At 68.7% G+C, this 20,478-nt stretch carries 16 protein-coding genes; 2 read left to right on the forward strand and 14 right to left on the reverse strand.

What is annotated here, in order from left to right; translation table 11 throughout:
- Positions 1-386 precede the first annotated feature (386 nt).
- On the forward strand, positions 387-2,132 hold the full coding sequence (locus tag AC6LJ9_RS05495) for a flagellar assembly protein A (protein WP_498146755.1): 1,746 nt from the start codon (positions 387-389) through the stop codon (positions 2,130-2,132).
- Positions 2,133-2,225: 93 nt separating this feature from the next.
- Here AC6LJ9_RS05495 and AC6LJ9_RS05500 read toward each other — a convergent pair whose 3' ends face one another.
- The 6 genes from AC6LJ9_RS05500 to AC6LJ9_RS05525 all read right to left on the reverse strand — a co-directional run bounded on the left by AC6LJ9_RS05500 (position 2,226) and on the right by AC6LJ9_RS05525 (position 8,186).
- Positions 2,226-3,059 (reverse strand): SDR family oxidoreductase, encoded by an 834-nt coding sequence (locus AC6LJ9_RS05500; protein WP_498146756.1) that lies wholly within the window; start codon positions 3,057-3,059, stop codon positions 2,226-2,228.
- A gap of 13 nt (positions 3,060-3,072) precedes the next feature.
- The gene (locus AC6LJ9_RS05505) at positions 3,073-3,681 is read right to left on the reverse strand and encodes a cysteine hydrolase family protein (protein ID WP_212317322.1); all 609 of its coding nucleotides are present in this window, start codon (positions 3,679-3,681) and stop codon (positions 3,073-3,075) included.
- A gap of 52 nt (positions 3,682-3,733) precedes the next feature.
- Positions 3,734-4,267, reverse strand: a complete 534-nt coding sequence (locus tag AC6LJ9_RS05510) for an aromatic-ring-hydroxylating dioxygenase subunit beta (RefSeq protein WP_498146757.1) — start codon at positions 4,265-4,267, stop codon at positions 3,734-3,736.
- Positions 4,258-5,604 (reverse strand): aromatic ring-hydroxylating dioxygenase subunit alpha, encoded by a 1,347-nt coding sequence (locus AC6LJ9_RS05515; RefSeq protein WP_498146758.1) that lies wholly within the window; start codon positions 5,602-5,604, stop codon positions 4,258-4,260. Before AC6LJ9_RS05515 ends, AC6LJ9_RS05510 begins: the two co-directional genes overlap by 10 nt.
- A 9-nt stretch (positions 5,605-5,613) precedes the next feature.
- Positions 5,614-6,858, reverse strand: coding sequence for a dienelactone hydrolase family protein (locus AC6LJ9_RS05520; protein WP_498146759.1), 1,245 nt, complete (start codon positions 6,856-6,858; stop codon positions 5,614-5,616).
- 149 nt (positions 6,859-7,007) lie between these two features.
- The gene (locus AC6LJ9_RS05525) at positions 7,008-8,186 is read right to left on the reverse strand and encodes an ABC transporter substrate-binding protein (RefSeq protein ID WP_498146760.1); all 1,179 of its coding nucleotides are present in this window, start codon (positions 8,184-8,186) and stop codon (positions 7,008-7,010) included.
- 294 nt (positions 8,187-8,480) lie between these two features.
- On the opposite strand from AC6LJ9_RS05525, the gene AC6LJ9_RS05530 reads away from it, so the two are divergent.
- Positions 8,481-9,461 (forward strand): AraC family transcriptional regulator, encoded by a 981-nt coding sequence (locus AC6LJ9_RS05530; protein WP_498146761.1) that lies wholly within the window; start codon positions 8,481-8,483, stop codon positions 9,459-9,461.
- A 144-nt stretch (positions 9,462-9,605) separates the two neighbouring features.
- Here AC6LJ9_RS05530 and AC6LJ9_RS05535 read toward each other — a convergent pair whose 3' ends face one another.
- From AC6LJ9_RS05535 to AC6LJ9_RS05570, 8 genes are all read right to left on the reverse strand, one after another.
- A complete protein-coding gene (locus AC6LJ9_RS05535) occupies positions 9,606-10,010 on the reverse strand; it encodes a RidA family protein (RefSeq protein ID WP_498146762.1) in 405 nt (134 codons plus the stop codon).
- Between the two features lie 51 nt (positions 10,011-10,061).
- Complete coding sequence (locus tag AC6LJ9_RS05540) at positions 10,062-10,487, reverse strand: acyl-CoA thioesterase (RefSeq protein WP_103272305.1); 426 nt, start codon at positions 10,485-10,487, stop codon at positions 10,062-10,064.
- Between the two features lie 27 nt (positions 10,488-10,514).
- Positions 10,515-12,155: an AMP-binding protein gene (locus AC6LJ9_RS05545; protein ID WP_498146763.1), complete on the reverse strand. Its 1,641-nt coding sequence runs from the start codon at positions 12,153-12,155 to the stop codon at positions 10,515-10,517.
- Between the two features lie 77 nt (positions 12,156-12,232).
- Positions 12,233-13,402 carry an acyl-CoA dehydrogenase family protein gene (locus AC6LJ9_RS05550; protein WP_498146764.1) on the reverse strand — a complete coding sequence of 390 codons (1,170 nt, stop codon included), beginning with the start codon at positions 13,400-13,402 and terminating at the stop codon, positions 12,233-12,235.
- Positions 13,403-13,546: 144 nt separating this feature from the next.
- The gene (locus AC6LJ9_RS05555) at positions 13,547-14,404 is read right to left on the reverse strand and encodes an enoyl-CoA hydratase family protein (RefSeq protein ID WP_498146765.1); all 858 of its coding nucleotides are present in this window, start codon (positions 14,402-14,404) and stop codon (positions 13,547-13,549) included.
- A 38-nt stretch (positions 14,405-14,442) separates the two neighbouring features.
- The gene (locus tag AC6LJ9_RS05560; protein ID WP_212317299.1) at positions 14,443-15,234 is read right to left on the reverse strand and encodes an SDR family NAD(P)-dependent oxidoreductase; all 792 of its coding nucleotides are present in this window, start codon (positions 15,232-15,234) and stop codon (positions 14,443-14,445) included.
- Positions 15,231-17,582 carry a bifunctional salicylyl-CoA 5-hydroxylase/oxidoreductase gene (locus AC6LJ9_RS05565; RefSeq protein WP_498146766.1) on the reverse strand — a complete coding sequence of 784 codons (2,352 nt, stop codon included), beginning with the start codon at positions 17,580-17,582 and terminating at the stop codon, positions 15,231-15,233. Before AC6LJ9_RS05565 ends, AC6LJ9_RS05560 begins: the two co-directional genes overlap by 4 nt.
- 283 nt (positions 17,583-17,865) lie before the next feature.
- Positions 17,866-20,442: a sensor domain-containing protein gene (locus tag AC6LJ9_RS05570; protein WP_498146767.1), complete on the reverse strand. Its 2,577-nt coding sequence runs from the start codon at positions 20,440-20,442 to the stop codon at positions 17,866-17,868.
- Positions 20,443-20,478: the final 36 nt, after the last annotated feature.

Below are 20,478 nucleotides of genomic sequence, written 5' to 3' on the forward strand. Positions count from 1 at the left end.
CGCGGAGCCAGCGCGGCGCCGGCGGCCAGGACCAGCAGCGCCGCCCAGCCGCCGGCGCGCGCCAGGAAGGCACGCGGGGCGGCGGAAAGAATGGGTGGCGCCATGGATGGACTCCGGCGGTATCCGGCAAGGCGCCCGGCGCGCAGGCGCGTCGGGCAGGAGGCCCTATGCTGCGCCGCCGAGCCAGCCTTGTCGCTCCTGCCTACGAACTAATGCGCGACGTCGGGCCCAGATCAAGGAAAAAACAGGGACGGCACTAAGGCTTTTGGCGGGCACGCCGTTGCATAAGGTGCCAGTGGTCATGGGCATGAGTTAATATATGACCTAATATTTCGTTTAATTACTAAATGAGTGAACCGGCCAGCAGCGCCGGGCAGGAGGCTGACATGGACGCAAACAACTCGCTCCAGCTACTGCTGGACGCCAACACCCACGTCCTGACGGCGATCTATACCCCGCCCCCGGCCCGGCCCGCCACTGCCGCCACCGAGACCGCCGAAGCCGCCCCCCCCTCGGACGAGAACGGCGCGGACGAGAACGCCGACGCTGCCGAAGACGGCGCCGAACGCGCCGGCGATGCCGCCCTGGCCAGCGACCTGCCCAACTGGGACAGCCTGGCCGCCGCCGCCGCCGAACAGGGCTGGACCACCGAAGCGCTGGACAACCACGCCGTCATCGCCTTCATCGACATGTGCCGGGACGCCGTCGCGCCCGTGCAGGGCACGATCGGCAAGGTGGAAGACGGCTCCTATGAGCTGGAACTGAGCGCCGACCGCATGGCGGCCATGATCACCCTGCTGCCGCCCAAGGGCGGCCGTCCCGTCGCGCTGCAGACGGTGCGCCAGGCGCTGGCCGACCAGGGCATCGTCCATGGCCTGCTCGAAACGGAACTGGCCGAGGCCGTCGAACAAGGTCGCAACGGCACCCTGCTGGTGGCACAAGGCACCCCACCCACGCGCGGCACCCCCACCCGCTTCGAAAGCCTGCTGGACCGGCTCAAGCCGCGCGCCCAGGAAATCGACGAACTGGCCCAGGTGGACTACCGTGACCTGGGCAGCCTGCTGCTGGTCACGCCGGGCACGCCGCTCATGCGCCGCATCCCGCCGCTGCCCGGCATCGACGGCCGCGACGTGCTGGGCCAGCCCGTGCTGCCCGACGAGATGGCCGACACGCAATTCTCCAGCGACATGTCCGGCGTCGAGATCGATCCGGAAGATCCCCTGCTGCTGCGCGCGGCGATCGCCGGCAGCCCCAAGCTGATCAACCAGGGCGTGCAGGTCAACCCGGTCGTCGAGGTGGACGCCGTGGACCTGACCACCGGCAACATCAATTTCGAAGGCTCGCTGCAGGTCCGGGGCGACATCAGCGCCACCATGGAAGTGCGCGTGACGGGCGACGTGGTCGTCAACGGCACCATGGAAGCGGCGCTGGTCGAGGCCGGCGGCAATGTCACGGTCAAGGGCGGCATCATCGGCATGGCCGAGGCGGTGCAGGACGCGTCCGGCCCGGCCCGCACCGCGCACATCGTCTGCGGCGGCGAGCTGAAGGCCCGCTTCATCGAGAACGCCATCATCAGCGCCGGCCAGAACGTGGAAGTCGAGCGCGAGATCCGCCAGTGCAGCATCGCCGCCGGCGGCGCGGTCAACGTGGGCGCAGCCAACGCGCAGCAGACCGCCATCATGGGCGGCCAGATCCGCGCCCTGCAGGCGGTGCGCGCCGGCACCATCGGTTCGCCCGCCGGCGTGCCCACGCTGGTGCAGGCGGGCCTGGACCCACACGCCGACATCAAGCGCTCGGCGCTGACGCGCAAGCGCGTGAAGATGAACGAGGAAAAGGCCAAGCTCGAACAGCTGCTGCTGTTCCTGCACTCGCACCCCGAGCGCGCCACCGGCGACGTGGTCGATCGCGCGCGCAACACCCACGCCAAGCTGGGCCGCGACCTGGTCACGCTGGAAGAGGAAGAGGCCCAGCTGGTGCGCGACCTGCAGCCGATCCACACGGCCAGCATCACGGCCAGCCGGCGCTATTGCAGCGGCGTGAAGATCCAGATCGGCAACAAGATGCAGGAATTCCTGGAAGACCAGGTTGGCGGCAAGGCCGCGCTGGAAGAAGGCCAGATCGTCATCCGCTGACGGGCATTGCGGGCGGCGCGGACCTTGCCGCGCCTGGCCCGCTCCGGGCCGCGACAGCCGGCGACCGCGCCGCTGCCGGCGGGTCCGCGAGCGTCACGTCCCGCCCGCGCCCTCGTCCTGGCCCGGCGCCAGTTCACGGAACCACACGCGCGGCGAAATCCCCCGGTCCGGCCCCAGCACCGAAAAGCCGCCGTCCACCGGGATATCCACCCCCGTCATCCACGACGCCGCGTCCGAGCAGGCGAAACACACCGCCGCCGCGATCTCCTCGCCCGATCCCACCCGCCCGAGCGGATGGAAATGCGCGCCCACCGCATCGGCCGCCGCGCGCGAGCCGCCCGCCAGTTGTTCGACCGAGGGCGACCAGGTCCAGGCAGGCGACACCGCCAGCACCCGCACGCCGGCCGGCGCCAGTTCCACCGCGAAGTTCTTGGTGATCTGCAGCAAGGCCGCCTTGGACGCAGGATAGATCGCGCGTCCGGCCGCGCCGAACTTGCCGCCGGTGCTGCCCATGTTCACCACCACGCCGCCGCGCGGCAGCCTCGGCGCGACGAGCTGGGTGAAGATCGCGGCCGACACCAAGTTGGTGTCCAGCGTCGCGTGCCATTGAGCGCGGCTGGAAGCCAGGCCCTGGTCGGCGTACTGGCAGGCGTTGTTGACCAGGATGTCGATGCGGCCGAAACGTGCCAGCGCGGCCTGGATGCAGCGCTCGATCTGCTCGTCCTGGCCGATGTCGGTCTCGCAATACAGCGCCCGCTCGCGCAGCTCATCCGCCAGCGCCTGGCCGGCCGGGGCATTGCGGCCGACCAACACCACGTTGGCGCCGGCCGCGGCCAGCCCGCGCGCGATGTCCGCGCCCAGCCCTTGCGTGCTGCCGGTGACGATGGCGGTTTTGCCGGCCAGGCCGGGAAAGCCCTTGAAATCCATGACGTATCCTTGTTCAGTGCGCGGCCGCCCAGCGCATGGCCTCGGCCACCGAGCCGGTCTGCGCGATCAGCCGCATGCTGGCCAGCGACGCATCGTGCACCGCCGGGTCGGCCGAGGCGCAGGCGTCCTCGGCCACCATCACATTGAAACCGATATCGGCGGCGTGGCGCACCGTGCCCTCGACCACCGAATGCGTGGCCACGCCCGCCACCACCAGCCGGCGCGCGCCCAGCACGCGCAGCGTCTCTTCCAGCGGCGTGCCGTAGAAGGCGCTGATGCGCGTGTGCTTGACCACGAACTCGCGCGCGCTGCCGGCCAGCGGCTGCAGGCCCTCGTAGAACGCGCTGCCCCACTGCCCTTCCGGCACCGCGCCGATGGCGGCCACGTTGCGGAAGATATCGCAGTTGGCCAGCAGGTCGGCGTAGTCGGGCCGGAAGGCGATGCGCACGTGCACGATGGGCAGGCCGCCCATGCGCGCGCCCCGCAGCAGGTCGGAAGCGCCGCGCAGCAGCCGCTGGCGCGTGCTGCCGTCGCCGTCCAGGCCGACACGGATCTTGCCTTCCGGATGCAGCACATCGTTCTGGTAGTGCAGGGCCAGCACGGCCACGTCTGCCGCGTTCATGGCTGGCTCCCGCAAGCCGGGCCGGCGCCGCGCGGTGTATGCAGGCAAACCCTCACACGAACACCTCGAACGCGTCATGCGCGTCATCGCAATTGACCAGGTCCACGCGCTTCATGCGGATGCGCCAACCGTCGCCGTCGGCGGCCAGCTTGTGGGTATAGCGTCCGGCCAGCTGGCGCGGCTGGCGCTTGCGCCATTCGGTCATCTGGAAGGCCGAATGCACCACCAGGTTGCCGCCCCCGTCCACGCCCTCGACCTGCACTCCGCCCACCAGCCGCACGCCGCGCGTCGGCGGCTGTTGCGACCAGTTGCGCGGGTGCTCCAGCCGGCGGATGCGCACATCGCGCAACATGCGGTCTTCCCAGAACAGCGAAACGTGGTCATAGGGGCTCTTCTGCCCCGGCACGCGCGGCATCCAGTACATGCCGTCCTCGGTCCACAGCGCATGCCAGTCGGCATAGCGCCGCTCGTCCAGCAGCCGCGCCTCGCGGTAGAGGAACTGGGCGATGCGGTGATAGGCCTCGGCCGGCACGTCCGCCGGCTTGAGATTGTCGGTATCGACGTCGAAATCCAGGTCTAGCAGCATGCGCCTTCTCCCTTCGCGGACGATGCCAGCGCCACGGGGCCGGCCAGCATGTAGTCGCGCCAGGCGCGGAACTGGTTGCGCATGGGCAATTCGCTGGTGCCGTTGACCGACACCATGCCTTGTTCATCGCTGCGGTCGGTGCCGTGATAGCGGTGCATGCTGACCCATTCGCCGCCGCGCGTGGCATTGCCTTCCTGGCAGCGGTTGTACAGCTCGATGTCGTCCGGCATGACGTTGGAGGACGGCGAATTGATCACGTTGGCGTACAGCATGGCGCGCTTGAACACGCCGTCCGGCGCGCCCTTGCAGCGGAAGGTCTGGATCTCGATCAGCGTGCGGTCCACGGCCACCGGCCGGATCACGCGGAACTGCTGGAATACGGTATGGGGCGAACCGCTGCCGTAGATCACGGTGTTGTGCCGGTTCATGCCCAGCACCTGACGCGCCTTGTCCTCGCCATAGGCCGCCGCCAGCGTCTCGAAGTGCGCCCGCGAAACCGGATCGCGCTCGGCCGCGCCGGGGTTGAAGATGCCTTCCATGTAGCCGTGGCCGTTCGGGTAGGCGCGCAGTTCCAGCTTTTCCCAGAATTCGTAGGGTTCGCCGTTGCCGTCCATGATGTGCAGCTCGAACGGCATCTCGCCCATTTCCTTGGCTTCGTCGCGCGCGGCGGCGAACGAGGACTCATGCGTGACGCGGGCGTGCATGGTGTCGTGCAGGTTCTCGTAGAACACCTTCCAGTTCGAACGCTGCATCACGCGGAACACGCCGCCGGCCACCTCCACCTCGCCCACCGGCGAACGGTCGCAGAGATTGTCGATGGACGAGCGCACGCCGCCCAGGAAGTCCTCCAGCGCCGGCCCCTCGGCCGACTGGCTGGCAAACACGAAGCCCCGGTAGCTGTCCACCCGCGCCAGGCGGCGCATCGAGAACGTGGGGTCGGCCGGGTCATAGGACGTGCCTTCCAGGCCCTGCTTGAGCGGCACGCCCAGGTGGCTGCCGTCCAGCTTGAAGGTCCAGGCATGGTACGGGCAGCGGAAGAACTTGCCCGCGCAGCCCTCGCCGTCGGCCACCACCTTGGCGCCCTTGTGCGGGCAGCGGTTGTACAGCACGTGCACGCGTCCGTCGGCCGCGCGCACCATCAGCACGTCCTGGTCGCCCAGGCGCGTGGTGTGATAGTCGCCCGTCCTGGGCACCTGGCTTTCATGTCCCACGTAGATCCAGGCGCGTCCGTAGATGCGCTCCATCTCCATGTCGAAGATCGCCGGATCGGTATAGACGCCGCGGTGCACGCTGTCGCCGCGCACCATCGCGGCCAATTGCTCTTCGCTGTATGCCATGTCCATCTCCTACTTTTTCTCGCTCTCGCGCCAGCGCGCCATCAGCGTGTTGGACGGCAAGGTCTCGTCCAGCAGCTTGCGCGCGGTCTCGGCGCCGGCCACCGGCAAGCCCTGCGGGTCGAGCAGGCCCACCTGCACCAGCACGCTGGCCTGGTCCCAATAGATGTGTTCGTGATAGAGCTTGTCGCCACGGAACTTCACGATCGCCACCAGCGGAATCTCGACGTACTTGCCGGTGGGCGGCACGCCGGGCAGCATCCAGTCGATCTCGGTGGTGTGGGTGAAGCAGAACAGCAGCTCGTCGACGATCTGCGTGGCGCCCACCGTGCGCGACAGCGGCACCAGCCGCGTGTCGGGCGGATTGCTGTTGACGAAATGATGCTGGTAGAAGCGCGACAGCTCCTTGTGGCCCACGCCGCCGGTCATGGTGGGAATGTGGTTCACATAGGGCTCGGCCACCATGGTGGCCATGGTGGCGGCCACGTCGCGGGTGCCGAATTCGTATTCGCAGTGCTTGTCCCACAGATGCGAGTAGTCGAACTCCGGTCCGATCGCGCGTTGCAGGGCGGCCATGCTGCGCTGGTGCGCCATCATCGCGGCGGGCTTGTCGTAGTGCGCGCCGCCGGTGCGCGCGAAGGCGTGGTCCAGGCCCGGATACACGTACAGCTCCACGCCGGGCTTGCCGCCCAGCGCCGCCAGGATGCGCTCGCGCGCCTCGGGCGGACAGAAGCCGTCGCGCTCGGCGATGTGCAGCACCAGCCGGCCGCGCAGTTTGGACGCTTCTTCCAGGCTGTTCTCGATGCCGACGCCGTAATAGCCCACGGCCACATCCACGTCGCAGCGGCAGGCCGCCAGATAGGCCAGCTTGCCGCCCAGGCAATAGCCCAGCGCGCCCACGCCGCCCTTGAGCTCGGGCAGCGCGCGCAGCGCCGCCACCGCCGAGCCGATGTCGCGCACGCCCAGATCCTCGTTGAAGCCCTGGTACAGCGCGAAGGCGCGCGGCATGTCGTCCGGACCGTCGGTCAGTTCGATGCCGGGCTGCTGGCGCCAGAACAGATCCGGCGCCAGCACCACATAGCCTTCCTCGGCCAGCCGCTCGGCGGTCTGGCGCACGAAGCCGTTCAGGCCGAAGATCTCCTGGCACAGCACCAGGCCAGGGCCGCTGCCCGAGGCCGGCACGGCCAGGTAGCCCTCGAACTCGCCGCCGTCATGCGCGGCGATGCGTATCCGCCGGGTCGTCACGTTCACACTCATGTATCTCTCCTTCTATCTCTATTCAAACTGGGCTAGCAAACCACTCGCCCCGCATAAGCAGATGCCACGTCACCCAGGCCGCGCGAAGCCGGCTCCGCCGGTCCGCTGCGGCGCCCCCTGGGGGGAAGCGCGCAGCGCTTCGGGGGGGTCTACCGCATTTGGCAGGATGCAGCGAACGGGTCCTGGTACTGCGTCAGCACCGTGCCCGACAGCTTGTTCGCCGGCTTGCCGTCCGCGCCGGACTCGATGATCCGCAGGTAGTAGTTCTGGATGGGGTACTGGTTGCGGTTGAACTTGAAATCGCCGCGCACCGACTTGAAATCGGCGCGGCGCAGGGCCGGACGCAGCGTGTCCGCGTCCAGCTTGCCGCCGGTCTGGCGCACCGCGCTGTCCAGCAGCATGGCGGCGTCGTAGCCCTGCGAGGCGTACAGCGTCGGCATGCGCTTGTAGGTCTTCTTGAAATCCTCGACGAACTTGCGATTGGCGGGATTGTCCAGGTCCGCCGCCCATTGCGCGGTGTTGCGCAGGCCCTTGATCGGCTCGCCCACGGCGGCGATGGTGTCCTCGTCGCCCGAGAAGCCCGGCGCCAGCAGCGCGATCTCCTGGCCCAGTCCGGCGCCATTGAACTGCTTGATGAAGTTCACGCCCATGCCGCCCGGCAGGAAGAAGAACACCGCGTCCGGCTTGCTGGCGCGCAGGCGGGTGATCTCCACGCCATAGTCCAGCTGGCCCAGCTGCGTATAGATCTCTTCGGACAGGCCGCCCTTGTACAGGCGCTTGAAGCCGTTGAGCGATTCACGCCCGCCGGGATAGTCGGGCGCGATCAGCGCCACGCGCTTGTAACCCTGGTCGGCCGCGTACTTGCCCATGGCCGCCGGGATGTCCTCGTTCTGCCAGGCCACCGCGAAGAAATTCGGATTACAGCCGGCGCCGGCGTAGTTCTCGGGGCCGGTGTTGGTGCTGAGGTAAATCGTGCCCGATTGCAGGATGGCGGGCATCACCGGCAGCAGCACGTTCGAGAACACGATGCCGGTCATCACGTCGACCTTGTCGCGCTTGAGCAGGCGTTCGACGGCCTGGCGGCCGGCGTCGGCCTTCTGCTGGTCGTCGGCCACCACCACCTCGGCCGGCAGGCCGCCGAGCTTGCCGCCCGTATGTTGCAGCGCCAGATTGAAGCCGTCGCGGATTTCATTGCCCAGGGCCGCGCCCGGACCCGACAAGGTGGTCAGCATGCCCACCTTGACCTTGTCCGCCGCCACGGCGCCCGCCGCCGCTCCCATGCACACCAGCACGGCCAGCGCGCGCCGGCCCCAGAGATTGCGATTCATGAGTCACCCCGTTTTGTCGCGCCGGCCCCGCCGGCGTCAGACTGGCAGAATCCGTCTGCCGCGGTCCGCGCATGCCGCTCGCCAGGAATCGCCAGCTTACGCGCCGCCGCGCCACGCACCAACCCAGGCCCGCCTGCGCGGGATCCCAGGCCTCTTGCGCTAGCGTAGGCCGCCCGACCGCCCCGCTCTATCCGAAAAGCGGCGGCTTTATCCGGGATTCACTTAATTCCCAATCCTTGACCTTTAAATTACTCTGGGTGCGCAGGCGGGGTGTCCCGCGTTCCGGAGGCATCCATGCGCGGCTGGTCCCCCCTAGAGCTGGCGCCCTTGTTCGAGCGGCGCGTATTCAGCTCCACGCAACAAGACGAGACGCGTGCGCTCGTCTCGGAAACGCTCAAGGAACACCGGCTGACCTGGAAAGGCGGACGAGTCGACGCGCGCCTGAACCGCGGCCGCTTCGGCGCGCTGACGGTCTGTACCTTGCGCTATGGCGCCGAAGTCCAGATCGAACCCGACAAGCTGCAGGATTTCATGCTGGTGCAGGTGCCGCTGCGCGGGCGCGCCCGCATCGACTGCGGCGGCGTCCAGGTGGACGCCGATCCGGCCTGTGCCGCGGTCATCGCGCCCAACCGGCCGCTGCGGCTGCACTGGGAGGCCGGCTGCGAACAACTGCTGTTGAAGATCCCGCGCGGCAAGCTGGACGCCATCGGCCAGCGCGCCTTCGGCGAGGCCGCGCTGCGGCCGCTGGACTTCAGCCCCGCGCTGCGGCTGGACCATCCCGTGGGCGCCGCCTGGCGCAGCATGATGGGCGGCCTGATCCACCTGCTGCCCACGCTGGACGACGGCGCGCCGCGCCCGCCGGCCGCCTGGCTGGACCAGCTCGAGGACACGCTGGTGCTGCACCTGCTGTACAACCAGCCCAACACCTGGCGCGGCGGACCCGCGGCGACGCCGCCACGCCGCCTGGCGCTGGCCGAGGCCTATATGCGCGCGCACCTGGCCGCGCCCATGACGCTCAAGGACATCGCCCGCCATGCCGGCGCCAGCGACACGGCGCTGACCCGGCTGTTCCAGGAACACCGCGACACCACGCCCATGAACGCGCTGCGCGCGCTGCGGCTGGACGCGGCGCGCCAGCGCCTGCTGGACGGCGCCTGCGCCAACGTCACCGAGGCGGCGCTGGCGGTGGGCTTTGGCCACCTGGGCAGGTTTTCGGAGTATTACAAGGACAGATTCGGCGAACTGCCCAGGCAGACCTTGCGCCTGGCGCAGTGATCGCGGGTACGTGGGCACGCGGCCCGCGCCGGCTCCAGCGCCCGCCATCCCGTACCGGGTGCCGGCCCGGGAAACTGGACGGCGGACGGCCGGAGCCTGCAGCGCCGGGCCTGCGCGACAGGCCGCTCGGCGCGTTGAACAAGATCAGGCCGGCACGACGGCCGTGACTTCGATCTCGACCTTGGCGCGATCCTCGACCAGGTCCGCGACCTCCACCGCCGTCATGGCCGGGAAATGCCGGCCGATCAGTTCGCGGTAGTGCTTGCCGATGGCCGGGTAGGCCGCCACGTATGCGTTCTTGTCGGTGACGTACCAGGTCATGCGCACGATGTGCTCCGGCTTGGCGCCGCCCTCGGCCAGGATGGCGACGATGTTCGCCAGGGTCTGGCGCACCTGGTCCGCCAGGTCATCCGACTCGAATTGCTGCTGTCCGTTCCAGCCGACCTGGCCGCCCACGAACACCAGCTTGCTGCCCACCGTCATCTCGGCAAGGATTCCATTTGAATAGCCACGGGGCGCCATCCAATCCGGCGGTTGCAGAATCTTCATAACGTCTCATCCTATTATCAAAAAAACACTCTGGAAAAGGCTGGCGCGCGCTCAGGCGGCGGGCGCCAGATAGGCCCGCATCCGCTCGCGCAGATCGTCGGGCAGGGGCGTGGACTTCATGCTGCGCAAGTCCACGGTCACGATGGTCAGGGTGGCCGACAGCCGCAGCTGCCCGTCCGGCCCCTCGAAGCGCACCAGCGCCTTGAACGATGCGCCGCCGATGCGCTGCACTTCCAGCGTCTGGCGCAGCCGTTCATGCCAGCGGCTGGGCGCGGTGAAGTCGCACTGCACCGAGGCCGTGGGCGTGCCGATCCGGCGCTCCACGTGCAGCGCATGGAAAGGCAGGCCCATGCCCTTGTCGAACCATTCCTCGACGAAGTCGTTGATCATCTCGAAATAGCGCGGATAGAACACGATGCCAGCCGGATCGCAATGGCGGAACCGCACTTCCACCTGGCTGACGAACGGATTTCCCATGTTGGCTCCTGCTTGCCTTGTCGCCGCTCAGGCCATCTTGCGCAGCGCGAAGCGCTGCAGCTTGCCGGTCTCGGTGCGCGGCAGCGCATCCACGAATTCGATGGCGCGCGGGTACTTGTAGGGCGCGATATTGGCCTTGACGAAGGCCTGCAGCTCGGCCACCAGCGCATCGCCCGGCTCGAAGCCCGGCTTGAGCACCACGAAGGCCTTGACCACCTGGCCGCGCTCGTCGCAGGGCGCGCCGACCACGCCGCACTCGGCCACGGCCGGATGGCGCAGCAGCGCGTCCTCGACCTCGGGACCGGCGATGTTGTAGCCCGCCGACACGATCATGTCGTCGTTGCGCGCCTGGTAGAAGAGATAGCCGTCGTCATCCTGCACGAAGGTGTCGCCCGGCAGGTTCCAGCCGGCCTGCACGAAGCGCCGCTGGCGCTCGTCGGCCAGGTATCGGCAGCCCGTGGGACCCTTGATGGCCAGCCGGCCGGCGGTGCCGTTGGGCAGCGGATTCATGTCGTCGTCCACGATCAGCGCGATGTAGCCCGGCACCACGCGGCCGATGGCGCCGCGGCGCACCTCGTCCGGCGGGCTGGACACGAACACGTGGATCATCTCGGTGCCGCCGATGCCGTCGATCATCTCCAGGCCGCTGGCCTGCTTCCATAGCTGGCGCGTGGCATCGGGCAGGGCCTCGCCCGCCGACACGCTCTTCTTGAGCGAGGACAGGTCGTACTTGCCGGCCAGCGCCGCCATCTGGCGGTAGAAGGTGGGCGCGGTGAACACGATGGTGGCGCGGAAATCCTGGATCAGCTGCAGCAGGCTGTCGGGCGACAGCTTCTCGGCCAGCACCGTGCTGGCGCCCACGCGCAGCGGGAAGCACAGCAGTCCGCCCAGGCCGAAGGTGAAGGCCAGCGGCGGCGTGCCGCAGAATACATCGTCCGGTCCCGGCTTGATCACGTGCTTGGGGAACAGGTCGCACATGGCCAGCACATCGCGATGGAAGTGCATGCAGCCCTTGGGCGCGCCGGTGGTGCCGCTGGTGAAGGCGATCAGGCAGACATCGTCGGCCGAGGTGTCGCAAGCCTGGAAATCATCGGCCTTGGTCGCGGCCAGCGCGTCCAGCGAGGCCGGCCCCTGGTCATTGAAATACACGACCTGCCGCAGGCCGGCGCAATGGTGCTCGTGGTCCTTCTGCAGGCAGAACTCGGCCTCGTCCTTCAAGCGCACGTCGCACAGCGCCGCCTGGATCTGCGCCTTGTCGATGATCTGCTTGAGTTCCTTGGCGCGCAGCAGCGGCATGGTGGGCACGGTGACCAGCCCGGCCTTGATGGCGGCCAGCCACGCGGCGGCCATCATGGGATTGTTCGGGCCGCGCAGCAGCAGCCGGTTGCCCGGCACCAGCTTCATGTCCTCGACCAGCACATGGGCGATGCGGTTGGTCAGCGCCGCCAGCTCGCCGTAGGTCATGGCCGCCGGCTTGCCGTCCCGGGACCAGCGCAGCGCCACGCGCTCGCCGTGGCCGCGTTCGACCATGGCGTCCACCAGTTCCACCGCGCAGTTCATGCGCTTGGGATAGGCCACGTCGGGGCCGTCGAGCAGGAATTCAGGCCATAGCTCGCCCGGGGGCAGGTTGTCCCGGGCGAAAGTGTCGATGTGGGCGGATGTTTCCATGAAAACCCCTTGCCGTCTGTGCTGTGCTGTGTGGTTTGGTGGCGTGGCCTGGTCCCGCGGACGCTCTGCGGCGTCCGTCAGGATTTCAGTAGTTCACGGGCAATGATCAACTTCTGGACTTCGGTGGCGCCCTCGTAGATGCGCAGCGCCCGGATCTCGCGGTACAGCTTTTCCACCGGCATGCCGGAAACCACGCCCGCGCCGCCGAACATCTGCAGCGCGCGGTCGATCACGGCCTGGGCCGATTCGGTGGCGGTCATCTTGGCCATCGCGGCCTCGCGCGTGGTGCGCTGCTTCTGCACGTCGCGCATCCAGGCGGCGCGGTAGGTCAGCAGCGCCGAGGAATCGATGGCGGTGGCCATGTCGCCCAGCGCCGCCTGCGTCAGCTGCAGGTCGGCCAGCGTCTGGCCGAACATGCGGCGCGACCTGGCCCGTTCCAGCCCCTCGTCCAGCGCGCGGCGGGCGAAGCCCAGCGCCGCCGCCGCCACCGAGGCACGGAAGATATCCAGCGTCATCATGGCCAGCTTGAAGCCCTGCCCCGGCTCGCCCAGCCGCTGCGTGACGGGGATGCGGCAGTTGTCGAAGGTGATCGTGGCCAGCGGATGCGGGGCGATCAGGTCGATGCGCTCGCTGACCTCGAAGCCCGGGGTGTCGGCGTCCACGACAAAGGCGCTGATGCCGCGCGCGCCCGGCGCCTCGCCGGTGCGCGCGAACACGCAATAGAAATCGGCGATGCCGCCGTTGGAGATCCAGGTCTTGGCGCCGTTGAGCACATAGGCGTCGCCGTCCAGCCGGGCTTCGCAGGCCAGCGCCGCCACGTCGGAACCGGCCTCGGGCTCGGACAGCGCGAAGGCGGCGATGGCCTCGCCGCGCGCCACGCGCGGCAGATAGCGCGCGCGCAGCGCATCGGAACCCATCAGCGAAATCGCGCCGCTGCCCAGGCCCTGCATGGCGAAGGCGAAGTCCGCCAGCCCTTCATGGCGCGCGAGCGTTTCGCGCAGGATGCAGACCGAGCGCGAATCGACCTCGGGCAATGCGCCGCCCCAGGCGCCGTCGGGACCGCCGGCGACCGCGTAGCGCAGCCAGCCGGCCTCACCCATGGCCTTGACCAGCTTGCGGCAGGCGGCGTCCGCGTCATGGTGATCGACTTCGCCCAGCGAACGCTCGCACCAGGCGTCGACCTCGTGCGCCAGGGCGCGGTGCCGTTCCTCGAAAAACGGCCAATCCAGCCAGCTTGCATCTCTCATATCAACTCTCCGTAGCGCTACGCGGCATCTGCAACGCTAAAAACAGGTGTGGCTCAATCGCGGCTGCGCGGAGCCGGCTTTGCCGGTCCGCAGCAGCGCCCCCTGGAGGGGGAGCGCGTAGCGCTCGGGGGTGGGCCTCTCCCTTCAGTCCCCTTGGAAGACGGGCTTTTGCTTGGCGACGAAGGCCTCGTAGGCGCGATGGAAATCGCGCGTCTGCATGCAGATGGCCTGGGCCTCGGCCTCGGCCTCGATGGCCTCGTCCACGCCCATGTTCCATTCCTGATGCAGCAGCTTCTTGGTCACGCCGTGCGCGAAGGTCGGGCCGGCGGCCAGCTGCGCGGCCAGCGCCTGGGCGGCATCGAGCAGCCCGGCGCCATCGTGCAGCGCGTTGAAGAAGCCCCAGCTGGCGCCCTCTTCAGCCGTCATGGCGCGGCCGGTGTACAGCAATTCCGACGCGCGGCCCTGGCCGATCATGCGCGGCAGCAGCGTGCAGGCGCCCATGTCTGCGCCGGCCAGGCCGACGCGGGTGAACAGGAAGGCGGTGCGCGCGGCCGGCGTGCCCAGGCGCATGTCCGAGGCCAGCGCGATCATGGCGCCGGCGCCGGCGCAGATGCCGTCCACCGCCGCCACGATGGGCTGCGGGCAGGCGCGCATGGCCTTGACCAGATCGCCCGTCATGCGGGTGAAGTCCAGCAGCTCGGGCATGCTCATCCTGGTCAGCGGGCCGATGATCTCGTGGACGTCGCCGCCAGAGCAGAAATTGCCGCCCGCGCCCGTCACCACCACGACCTTGATGTCGGTGGCGTAGACCAGCGCGCGGAACAGGTCGCGCAGCTCGGCGTAGGAATCGAAGGTCAGCGGATTCTTGCGCTCGGGCCGGTTCAACGTGATGGTGGCGACCTTGCCGTCCGCAGACACCTGCCACAGGAACGTCTTCGCCTGGTAGCCGGCGAGCGGACGCTTGTGGTGCTTCATGGTGTGTTCTTCGGTCTGCGTGCTCATGGTGTCTCCGTTTCTGTATGCAAGGGGTGGGCGCCGGCTCAGCCGGTCATCACTTCGCCGCCGTCCACGGCGATGGCCTGGCCGTTGATCGAGGCGCTGGCCGGCAGGGCCAGCCAGGCGACCGTCTCGGCCACTTCCTCGGGCTGCACCAGGCGGCCCTGCGGGTTGCGCTCGGCCAGCTTGGCGCGGGCGGCGTCCGGCGTCATGCCGGTCTTGTCGACGATGTTGGCGACGGCGCCGCGCACGATGTCGGTCTCGGTGTAGCCGGGGCAGACCGCGTTCACGGTCACGCCCTTCCGCGCGGTTTCCAGCGCCAGCGAGCGCGTCAGGCCGATCACGCCGTGCTTGGCGGCACAGTAGGCGCTGACATAGGCATAGCCGATCAGGCCGGCGGTGCTGGCGACGTTGATCACCCGGCCCCAGCCCGCCGCCAGCATGCCCGGCAGCGCCGCCTGGACGCAGTGGAAGGTGCCGGTCAGGTTGACCGCCAGCATGTTCTGCCACAGCGCGGCATCGGTGCGCTCGAACTTCTGGCTGACCGCCTGGCCGGCGTTGTTCACCAGGATGTGCACCGGGCCGAAGGCGGCCTCGGCCTGCGCGAAGGCCTGCCGCACCGAGGCTTCGTCGGCGATGTCGGCGCTGACGGCCTGGGCCTGGCCCAGGCTCGCCAGCCCCCCGACGGCGCTGTCCAGCGCCGCGCCGTCGCGGCCCAGCAGCGTGACGCGGGCGCCGCGCGCCAGCAGCGCGCGGGCGCAGGCCAGGCCGATGCCGCGGGCGCCGCCCGTCACCAGCGCATGGCGGCCCGCCAGGGGCAATGCAAGTTCACTCATTTGACGTCCAGTTGCGCCATGGCAGCGGCGCGCTCGAAGTTGGTTTCCAGCTGGCGCTTGCCGGCGAAATATTGGCTGGGCCAGGTCACGTCACGATAGCCCACGCGGGCGGCTTCGCGCAGCGTCCAGGACGCGTCGGCCAGGTGCGGACGGGCCAGCGCGCACAGGTCGGCGCGGCCGGACGCGATGATGGCGTTGGCATGGTCGGCCTCGAAGATCGCGCCCACGGCGATGGTGGGAATGCCCGCCTCGTTGCGCACGCGGTCGGCGAAGGGCGTCTGGAACATGCGGCCGTAGACGGGCTTCTCGGCCTTGCTGACCTGGCCGGACGAGCAGTCGATCATGTCGGCGCCGGCGGCCTTGAAGCGGCGCGCGATCTCGACCGCGTCGTCGGGGGTGATGCCGCCCTCGACCCAGTCGTGCGCCGAGATCCGCACCGACATGGGCTTGTCCTCGGGCCAGGCGGCGCGCACCGCGTGGAACACTTCCAGCGGATAGCGCAGCCGGTTCTCCAGGCTGCCGCCGTATTCGTCGTCGCGCAGGTTGGTCAGGGGCGAGATGAAGCTGGACAGCAGATAGCCGTGGGCGCAGTGCAGCTCCAGCCAGTCGAAACCGGCGGCCACGGCCCGCTTGGTGGCGGCCACGAAATTGTCGCGCACCTGGTCCATGTCGGCGCGCGTCATGGCGCGCGGCGTCTGCGACACGCCCTCGATATAGGGCAGCGCCGAGGCCGACAGCAACGGCCAGTTGCCTTCGGCCAGCGGATGGTCGATCTTCTGCCAGCCCAGCTGGGTCGAGCCCTTGCGCCCGGCGTGGCCGATCTGCACGCCAATGCGGGCGTCGCTGTTGCCGTGCACGAAGTCCACGATGCGCGTGAAGGCGCGCGCCTGATCGTCATTCCACAGGCCGGGGCATCCCGGGGTGATGCGCGCGTCGGGCGAGACGCAGGTCATCTCCACCATTACCAGGCCGGCGCCGCCCATGGCGCGGCCGCCCAGATGCACCAGGTGGAAGTCGCCCGGCACGCCGTCCTGGCAGGAATACATGGCCATGGGCGAGACCATGATGCGGTTCTTGAGCCGCACACCGCGCGCCTGGTAGGGCGTGAGCATGGGCATGGCCGGACGCTGGCCGGCCGGGGCCGGCGCGCCGGCGCGCTCGGCGATCCAGCGCTCGAAGCCTTCCAGCCATGCCGGATCGCGCAGCCGCAGGTTCTCGTGCGAGATGCGCTGCGAGCGGGTCAGCAGCGAATAGGCGAACTGCTCCGGCTCGAGACCAGCGTAGCGCTTGACGTTCTCGAACCATTCGGTGGAGTTGCGGGCGGCGTTCTGGATCTTCAGCACTTCCACGCTGCGCACTTCCTCGTAGTGCTTCAAGCCGTGTTCCACGCTGCCTTCGGCGCCGCTCAGGCAACGCGCCAGCTCGATGGAATCCTCCAGCGCCAGCTTGGTGCCCGAGCCGATGGAGAAGTGGGCGGTGTGGGCGGCGTCGCCCATCAGCACCACCGGCACGCGGCGTTCGCCACGGGCGGTGTCCAGCGTGTTCCAGTGCACCCAGGTATTGCAGATGACGCGCGGGAAGCGGATCCAGATGGCCGAGCCGCGCAGGTGCGAGGCGTTGCTCACCAGCGGATTGCCGTCCAGCCAGGGCGCGAACAGCTTTTCGCAATAGGCGATGCCCTCTTCCTGGCTCATTTGTTCGATGCCGGCGGCCTGCCAGGTTTCCTCGGGCGTTTCCACGATGAAGGTGGACATGCCGTCTTCGTAGCGGTAGGCGTGCGCCTGGAACCAGCCGTGCTCGGTCTGCACAAAGGCGAAGGTGAAGGCGTCGAAGACCTTTTTCGTGCCCAGCCAGACGAAGCGGCAGTTGCGCTGGTCGATGTCGGGGCGGAAGGTGTCGGCGTAGCGGGTGCGGATCTGGCTGTTGATGCCGTCCGAGGCGATCACCAGGTCGGCGTCGTACTCACGGGCGATGGCCTGATCATCCTGGATGAACTGTTCGAACACCAGCTTGACGCCCACGTCCTCGCAGCGTGCCTGCAGGATGTTCAGCAGCTTCTTGCGGCCGATGCCGATGAAGCCGTGGCCGCCGCTGCGCAGGCTGCGGCCCTTGAAGTGGATGTCGATGTCGTCCCAGTGGTTGAAGGCGTCGCCGATGGTCTGGGCGGATACCGGATCGGCCTCGCGCAGGTTTTGCATGGTGGCGTCCGAGAACACCACGCCCCAGCCGAAGGTGTCGTACGGGCGGTTGCGCTCGATCACCGTGACTTCGTTGGCGGGGTCCTGCAACTTCATGAGCAGACCGAAATACAGGCCGGCGGGACCGCCGCCGATGCAGACTATTTTCATTGCCGTATGCACTCCATGGTGTGCGACGGGCGCTCTGGGTGTGCTGGAGCGGGGGCCGCAGATATTTAGGTCTGGATAGTTTAGGCTTGAAATATATACCCGAAATTGACCTATCGCAAATAGGGGAAGCGACAAGTCGGAATATCAAATGGGGACGAATTGCTGCGTGAAGCAGCCAAGCAGGAAGCCAGGGAGGATGGCGCGAGGGCGCGCGCCGAGGGTTGCGGCCTGCCCGGGACGGCACAAGGGCGGGACCAGGCCCGCCCTTGCGTTCAAGCTGCCGCTAGAACCGACCGCGCAGCCACTGCTCCAGGTCGTTGGCCGGCAAGGGCGGCGAAAACAGGAAGCCCTGCCCCGCCGCGCAGCCCTGCTCGATCAGGAAGCGCCGCTGCTCCTCGTTCTCGATCCCCTCGGCCACCACGGGCAGGCTCAGGCTCTCGCCGATGCGGATCACGGCGCTGGTCAGCGCCCGCGCCGCGTCGTCGCTCTCCAGGCCCTGCACGAAGCTGCGGTCCAGCTTCAGTTCGTCGACGATCAGCCGGCGCAAGTGCCCCAGGCTGGAATAGCCGGTGCCGAAATCGTCCATGGACAGGCGCACGCCCAGGCGATGCAGTTCGGCGATGGTGCGCAGCGTGCCGGCGGTGGCGTCCAGCACCACGCCCTCGGTGATCTCCAGCATCAGGTCGCCTGGCGCCAGGCCGAATTCCGCCAGCGTCGCCGCGATCATCCGGGGCAGGTTCAGGTTGTGGAAGTTGGTGGCCGACAGGTTCACCGACACCGAAGGCACGCGCAGGCCGTTGTGACGCCAGGTCGCCAGCTGCGAGCAAGCCTCGCGCAGCGCCCAGTCGCCCAGGTCGCCGATCAGCCCGCATTCCTCGGCCAGCGGCACGAAGCGCGCTGGCGAGATCTCGCCCAGCGTCGGATGGCGCCAGCGGGCCAGCGCCTCGACGCCGTACAGGCTGCCGTTCTTCAGCCCGACCTGCGGCTGATAGTGCAGCCGCAGCGCGCGGCCTTCCAGCGCGTCGCGCAGGGCCGCCTCCAGCGCCAGGCGTTCCTGCGCCTGGCGGTTCATCTCGGCGCTGAAGAAGGAGATGCGGTTGCGGCCGGCGGTCTTGGCCTGGTACATGGCCATGTCGGCATGGCGCAGCAGCGTGTCCATGTCGCGCCCGTTTTCCGGGAAGACGCTGATGCCGATGCTGACCGAGGGATTCAGCGTGATGCCGCCCACGGCGAAGGGCTGCGCCAGCGCCACCAGGATGTGCTCGGCGGCGGCGGTCAGCCGGCCATGCTCGAAATCGGGCAACAGCATGACGAACTCGTCGCCCGACAGGCGGCCGACGATGTCGGTGGCGCGCGCCAGCCGCCGCAGCCGCAGCGCGACCTCGCGCAGCAAGGCGTCGCCAATCGGGTGCCCCAGCGTGTCGTTGACCTGCTTGAAGCGGTCCAGGTCCAGGAACAGCACCGCCACGCGCTTGCGCTCGGCCTCGGCGCGGGCGATGGCCTGCTCGGACTGGGCCAGCAGCAGGTTGCGGTTGGGCAGCCCGGTCAATTCGTCGTAGAAGGCCAGCTGGCGGATGCGGGCGCGCGCTTCCTCGCGCTCCAGCGCCAGCGCGCACAGGTAGACGCAGACATCCACCAGGCGGTGATGGAAGTCGTCGGGCAGCCGGCGCTCGCGGAAATAGAAGCCGAAGGTGCCGATGACGCGGCCATCGCTAGACTTGATCGGCGAGGACCAGCAGGACTTGATGTCGTCCGGCAGCGGCAGGTGGCGATAGCCGTCCCACAGCGGATCGGTGGCGATATCCGGCACGATGACCGGCCGGCCCAGGAAGGCGGAAGTGCCGCAGGCGCCGCATTGCGGGCCGATGGGCTCGCCGTCCAGCGCGTCGCTGAACGCCGGCGGCAGGCTGGGCGCGGCCAGCGGCCGCAGCCGCCCGGCATCGTCCACCCGCAGCACGGTGGTCAGCACCTCGGGCGCCAGGCGTTCGACCTCGCGGCACACCATGTTCATCACTTCGGTGACCGAGGCCTCGTTGACCATGGCCTGCAGCACGCGGCGCTGCAGCACCTCGTGCACCTTGGTCGGGGTGATGTCAGTCAGCACGTCCACCACGTTGACCAGCGTGCCGCGCTCGTCGAACACGGAGTTGGCCATGACCGACACCCACAGCGGCTTGCCGGCGCGGTCGTAGACCAGCACGTCCTTGTGGTAGCCCTCGCGGCAGGCGATGCGGCGGTCCAGCTCTTCGCGCGTGCCGCCATCCGGCCGGCCGCCGGCCAGCAGTTCGCCCAGCTCCTGGTTGACCGCGTCGGCGCGGCCGAAGCCGAGCATGCGGTGAAAGCCTTCGTTGACGTAGACGATGCGGCCGTCCGGGCCGGACACGGCCACGGCGTTGCCGGTCTCGTTGATGCCCAGCAGCAGCAGGCGCACCTCTTCCTGCCGTTCGGCGTCGGCGATGGACTTGCGCGAGACGACCGAGATGCGCTCGACCTCGCCGGCCGGATTGATCTGCGGCAGGTAGGTGGCCTCGATCCACAGCGCGCCGCCGTCGCGGCGGCGGTAGCGGCAGGTGCCGGAGAAGTGTTCGCCGCGGCGCAGCCGGGCCCAGATCTGTTCGGCGCTGGCAATGCCCTTGCCCTCGTCCATGCTGTCGCACAGCAGGTCGTGGCGCAGGGCCAGCGCCTCGGCGCCGGCGTAGCCCATGGCCGCCAGGAAATTCGCATTCGTACTCAACACGGAGCCGGCCGGGTCGAAATCGAACAGCAGCAGCGCCCGATCCATCGATGCCAGGTAGCTGCCCGTTCGCCACGCGTCCGCTTCTGGATCCGCGTCGGGAACGCCCAGATGAGAATCAAGCATATGAGGCTCCAATACCGGAATACAGCAGTTCCGGGG

The sequence above is a fragment of the Achromobacter sp. 1011811831 genome (assembly GCF_059760905.1).

Excerpts from the sequence above, each read along its gene's own strand:
- AC6LJ9_RS05495 (WP_498146755.1), top strand. The coding sequence starts at position 387 with ATGGACGCAAACAACTCGCTCCAGCTACTGCTGGACGCCAACACCCAC.
- AC6LJ9_RS05500 (WP_498146756.1), bottom strand. The coding sequence starts at position 3,059 with ATGGATTTCAAGGGCTTTCCCGGCCTGGCCGGCAAAACCGCCATCGTC.
- AC6LJ9_RS05505 (WP_212317322.1), bottom strand. The coding sequence starts at position 3,681 with ATGAACGCGGCAGACGTGGCCGTGCTGGCCCTGCACTACCAGAACGAT.
- AC6LJ9_RS05510 (WP_498146757.1), bottom strand. The coding sequence starts at position 4,267 with ATGCTGCTAGACCTGGATTTCGACGTCGATACCGACAATCTCAAGCCG.
- AC6LJ9_RS05515 (WP_498146758.1), bottom strand. The coding sequence starts at position 5,604 with ATGGCATACAGCGAAGAGCAATTGGCCGCGATGGTGCGCGGCGACAGC.
- AC6LJ9_RS05520 (WP_498146759.1), bottom strand. The coding sequence starts at position 6,858 with ATGAGTGTGAACGTGACGACCCGGCGGATACGCATCGCCGCGCATGAC.
- AC6LJ9_RS05525 (WP_498146760.1), bottom strand. The coding sequence starts at position 8,186 with ATGAATCGCAATCTCTGGGGCCGGCGCGCGCTGGCCGTGCTGGTGTGC.
- AC6LJ9_RS05530 (WP_498146761.1), top strand. The coding sequence starts at position 8,481 with ATGCGCGGCTGGTCCCCCCTAGAGCTGGCGCCCTTGTTCGAGCGGCGC.
- AC6LJ9_RS05535 (WP_498146762.1), bottom strand. The coding sequence starts at position 10,010 with ATGAAGATTCTGCAACCGCCGGATTGGATGGCGCCCCGTGGCTATTCA.
- AC6LJ9_RS05540 (WP_103272305.1), bottom strand. The coding sequence starts at position 10,487 with ATGGGAAATCCGTTCGTCAGCCAGGTGGAAGTGCGGTTCCGCCATTGC.
- AC6LJ9_RS05545 (WP_498146763.1), bottom strand. The coding sequence starts at position 12,155 with ATGGAAACATCCGCCCACATCGACACTTTCGCCCGGGACAACCTGCCC.
- AC6LJ9_RS05550 (WP_498146764.1), bottom strand. The coding sequence starts at position 13,402 with ATGAGAGATGCAAGCTGGCTGGATTGGCCGTTTTTCGAGGAACGGCAC.
- AC6LJ9_RS05555 (WP_498146765.1), bottom strand. The coding sequence starts at position 14,404 with ATGAGCACGCAGACCGAAGAACACACCATGAAGCACCACAAGCGTCCG.
- AC6LJ9_RS05560 (WP_212317299.1), bottom strand. The coding sequence starts at position 15,234 with ATGAGTGAACTTGCATTGCCCCTGGCGGGCCGCCATGCGCTGGTGACG.
- AC6LJ9_RS05565 (WP_498146766.1), bottom strand. The coding sequence starts at position 17,582 with ATGAAAATAGTCTGCATCGGCGGCGGTCCCGCCGGCCTGTATTTCGGT.
- AC6LJ9_RS05570 (WP_498146767.1), bottom strand. The coding sequence starts at position 20,442 with ATGCTTGATTCTCATCTGGGCGTTCCCGACGCGGATCCAGAAGCGGAC.